The sequence below is a fragment of the Paractinoplanes rhizophilus genome, from assembly GCF_042664765.1.
GTDB lineage: Bacteria > Actinomycetota > Actinomycetes > Mycobacteriales > Micromonosporaceae > Actinoplanes > Actinoplanes rhizophilus.
Map to the genome: position 1 here is coordinate 1 of NZ_JBHTBJ010000090.1, position 4,589 is coordinate 4,589.

2 protein-coding genes and 1 tRNA gene are annotated in these 4,589 nt (G+C 68.5%); 2 read left to right on the forward strand and 1 reads right to left on the reverse strand.

What is annotated here, in order from left to right; translation table 11 throughout:
* Window positions 1-564 precede the first annotated feature (564 nt).
* Both ACFQS1_RS40165 and ACFQS1_RS40170 read left to right on the forward strand, forming a co-directional pair.
* Window positions 565-638, forward strand: a tRNA-Glu gene (locus tag ACFQS1_RS40165).
* Window positions 639-816: 178 nt separating this feature from the next.
* Window positions 817-1,659 (forward strand): phosphotransferase, encoded by an 843-nt coding sequence (locus ACFQS1_RS40170; RefSeq protein WP_378978271.1) that lies wholly within the window; start codon window positions 817-819, stop codon window positions 1,657-1,659.
* 93 nt (window positions 1,660-1,752) lie between these two features.
* Here the strand turns inward: ACFQS1_RS40170 and ACFQS1_RS40175 are convergent, their stop codons facing one another.
* Entirely contained in the window at window positions 1,753-4,431 is a 2,679-nt protein-coding gene (locus ACFQS1_RS40175) for a hypothetical protein (RefSeq protein ID WP_378978273.1), read from the reverse strand.
* Window positions 4,432-4,589 lie beyond the last annotated feature (158 nt).

The following is a 4,589-nucleotide window of genomic DNA, read 5'->3' on the forward strand; positions in this document are numbered from 1 at the left end:
GGGCGGTGGAAAACGCTGCGGCACACCACCGCGAGCCCGCGCCGGACCAGCGACATCCTCGCCGCAGCGCTGCACCTCACCCATTTCGAATACAAATACCTACCGGAAAGTCGTTGAGATCAGCTCAATTAGCCATCCTGGATGGCACGTTGTACCGGGGGTTTGCGGAAGGAGTTGAACCGTCATGTGGTGGCAGCGGAACTGCGCGATCGCCGATCCGGAGGCGGCCCGGTATGGGACTACCATTTCCGTCGTGAGGGCGAAACTGCCTCTGCGGGGCCAGGAAGCCGGTCGTGACCTGGAGCGGTGGAGCGGGTAGCGCAGCAGTATTTGCGTGTACGCCGCCCGCCTCACAGCCGAGGACCGGGCGGTTTTTCGTTTCCCGAGCATGACTTACGGGTGTAACTCATTCGAATCCTGGCACCCGTGCGTGCCCTGAATGTTCTGTGTCAATTAAACAGCGGATAGCTTCTATTCGGACGAGGTCTCGGAGACTTCGATCGCGTACGCCCTTGAAAATCAAGCGCTCGGGCGCCGGGCAACGGCCCGGCCGGGTGCCCTCACGGACCGTTGGAGCAAGCTGGCAGCTCGCTCGGTTCTCAGCCGAGAGGTTGCGGGTTCGAACCCCGCACGGTCTACGCAATCCCGGCAATACCGCCATCCGGTGGTTTGAATCCTGCTCCGGGTGCCCAATAAACGATCATGCGCCTCATGCGGTGTGCCGGCGTCGACTTGACCTATCCGAACGCGACACAAGCCTGCGCTGTGACACGCTGTCGTTCGCATGACCCCGCCAGCATGCCCGGAGGCCATCCTGTGGGTGACGACGCGTTTGATGTGCCCCCCGATCTGGAACGCGGCGAGCTGCTGCGCCGGACGGGCAAGGCGGTCATTGTGGCCGGTCGGTGGCGTGGCCATGACGTGGTGGCCAAGCGACTGAGCAGCACGGACCGGCATTGGGTCAGGCGGTTCGCGCATGAGGTGGCGGCGTACCGGGTGTTCGCCGTGTGGCCGCCGCCGTGGCGGGTGCCTCGGCTGCACTACGCGGGGCGGACCGTGCTGGTCATCGAGCGCCTGCCCGGTGAGCCACCGCACGCTGATCGGTATCCGCCTCGGCTGGGCGCGTCCACTGTGACGGGCATGTTTACGGCTCTCGCGGGCCTGGCGGCGTGGCGGCCGCCGGCCGGGCCGTTACGGGTGGCGGCTACCGACTGGCCTGGGCGCATACGTCGCTACGTCGCCGACGGGGACCTGCCCGGTGAAGACCAGCGGATGCTCCTGGCGACGGTTGCGGCGGCGCCAGCCGTGTTCGGGCACGGTGATCCGTTGGCCAGCAACGCCTTGTTGACCGATGACGGCGCGGTGACATTCATCGACTTCGAGTTCGCCGGCCTGTACCCCGCGGGCGCCGACCTGGCGCTGCTCGGCATATTGCTCGGCCGCCACGACGCCGGGGTCGAGCAGCGATGCGCCTCCGTCGCTGAGGCGGCCGGCTGCCTGGACAGTTACCGGGCGATGCGGGTCCCGTGGCTCGCTCGCGAGCTGCGGCTCTACGAATCGTTGTTCGACACGGCCGACGACCGGGAGCACCGGGAATGGCTTGAGGAACAGGCCGCCAGCGCAATGACCACGTTTCGTCGGATGATGCGCCACGGCTGAGGTCGCGCATCTGCCTCGCCGATGTGGGCGCCGTGCGCGCCATGGTCGTGATGCACAGCGGCCGCCCCGGGGAACGGGGCGGCCGCATGCGTGCTACTGGTGGATGGTGACCGGCGCGCTGGTCGCCCGGCCGTCGGCATAGCCGAGCTTTACCGCGACGACCGTGACGGTGATTTTCTGGCCGGCCATGGCGGTGGTCAGGTGCAGAGACGCCGACGTGGTGCTCAGGAGCTTGCCGTTCGCCCGCCACTCGTAGCGGTACGAGTCGGCGGCCGGGTTCCACGTACCCGTGGTGGCCTGGACCGTTTCGCCGACCCTGGCCTTGCCGGTGATCTTCGGCAGTGCGGTCGCCACCGGGGCGGGGCCCTTGGCGACGGTGGCCGTTGCGGTCGACTCGGCGGTCGCCGCGGTGTAGCCGGACTTGGTCGCGGTCACCGAAACCGACAGCTTCTTGCCGAGATCGGCGGCCTGAACCCGGTAGGTCGCGCCGGTCGCCTCGCTGATCGGCGTGCCGTCCGCCGCCCACTGGTAGGTGAAGGTCGCTCCCTTCGGGGTCCAGGTGCCGGTCGACGCCCTGAGCCGGGAGCCGACCGCCGCCCGGCCGGTGATCGCGGGCTTGGTGACCACGGTGAGCGCCGGCTGGGCGACGATCGTGAAGGCGTTGTCGAGCCGGACCGCGGGGTTGTAGCCGTCGGGCTGGACGCCCACCGAGGCCGGACCGGTCGCGGCCCCGGTCAGGTCGACGGTGACCGTGAGGGTCAGACGGTCGGCCGACACTCCGGTGATCGTGCCGCTCGCGTAGCCACCGTCGGACGTGTAGACGTAGACGTAGTTGCCGGTGTTGAAGCCCGAGCCGGTGATGGTGAGCGTGCGGACGCCGTCGGTCTCCACCGTGCCGGGGGACACCGACGTCACGGTCACCGGATCGGCCTCGATGTAGAAGCTGTAGTACGTCTCGGACGAGCGCACGCCGTCCGCGGTCCGGCTTGTCGCGTGCAGGTTGAAGTAACCCGAGGTCGTCGGCGTCCACGCCACGGTGGCCGTGCCGTCGGAACCGACCGGGACCTCGACGTTGGAGAGATCGGTGCCGTCGATCGAGTAGACGAACTTGGTCGCCCCGGTCTGCTGGGACTTGAGGGTGAACGTGCCGGGCGCGATGTGGCCGGAGCCGCGCGTCGGGAAGTCGGTCGACGTGATCACCGGCCCGTTGGTCACCGACCACGAGGTGCTGCCCTCATCGGTGTGCACGCCGGCGGCGTTGCGAGCGATCACGGTGACCCAGGTGTACTGCGCCTTGGTGACCGGGAACTGGAAGGTCGCGGTGCCGTCCGCGGCGGCCGGGACGACCTGCTTGGTGGTGGTGGCGTCGTTGTTGAGGACCGCTTCGTACTCCGTCGGATTCGCCATATCGGTGCGCGCTTTGATCGTGGCGGTCGTGCCGGCCACGTCACCACCGGTGCGGGTGAGCGTGGGGGCGGCGCCCCAGACGCTCATCGACAGCCAGCGCGCCTCGGACAGCGTGCCGTCGGCGCTGCGCGCCTGGACTCGGATGCCGATCGTGTGCTCGTTGGCGTTGTCGGCCGTCCAGGTCAGGTCGGCCGTGCCGTCGGCGCCGGCCGGGATGGTGGTCTTGGCGGACTCGGACGAGTCGCCGGCGACATTCGCATAGAGGTACGACGTCACGTTGCTGGTCCGCGGCGCGAGGTGGAAGTGGAGCGACGATCCGATGATCACGCCGTGGTCCACGTCGCCGGTGACGCGCGGTCCATTGTCGACGTAGAACTGGTACGCCTGCTCCGGGTGCTGCGCCCCGTCGCGGGTGATGGCGCGCACGTAAAGGGTCTGATGCCCGGCCTTGGCCGGCGCGATCATCACGCTGGCCTTGCCGTCGGCGTCCGCGTCGGCGGTGCCGGACGGGCCGTCCTGGTCGATGTGCCAGGCGAACGACGACGTGTCCGCGACGGTCGACGAGAAGTCGAACTGGCCCGGGACGCCGACGTTGTAATTCAGGTCGACGTAGCCCTCGTAGTTCTGGTAGGCCGCCGAGAAGACGCTCGGCCGGGTTTCCCGCACGGTGAACGTGTAATACTGCTGCTCCGAATAGTTTCCGGCGCGATCGATCGCGTACACCGTCAAGGATGTGAAGCCCGAAGTCCGCGGCTTCCAGCTGATCGTGGCCGGGCTGCCGAGCGAGGAGGCCGGGACGGTCTGCTCGCCGGTGCTGGAGCCGGAGTCGACGCCGTCCCAGAACGAGTATTGGTAGCTGACCGCGTCGTCGGTGGCCGGGGTGAAGGTGAACGAGCCGGCGGCGCCGATCTCCCCGCTCGGGTTGTCGCCGGAGGGGTAATCCTCCGAGGAGACGGCCGGCGCCGGGCCGCCGCTGCGGTCGACCGTGTAATAGCAGGTGTCGCTCCACGGCGAAGCGCCGGCGGCGTCGGCCACCCGGACCTTCCACGCGTACGTGACTCCGTCCAGCTGCCGCGCCGGGTCTTCGAGCTGGACGAGGACGTTGCCGTCCGACGCCCCGGCCCGGTCGCTCCAGTCCTGCGGCTGATCGGGGTGGGCGGTGTCCCAGACCTGGAAGTCGGCGGTCGGGTCGGCGCCCCAGACGGCGGTGTCGTAGGTGCCACCAAGAACGACCGCCCCGGCGCCGTTGAGCCGCGATGGGTTCAGATAGGGCCCCGGCGACGCGGTGGCGCACGCCTGGCCGGCGGTGGTGAGCTCGGTCGGTGCGCCGTCGGCGGCGAAGGCCGGCGCAGCGCCGAGCCCCACCGCTCCGCATCCGAGTGTTGAAGCGACAATGAGTGAGCTGATCTCAGCGACGCATAAGTATTGATTGGTACGACACGGACGAAGGGTGTCGAATCCGGCGGTGCTGGAATCGGACGTGGGGCCCTCGGTAGGTAGTTCTCACCACAAGATCACCCACA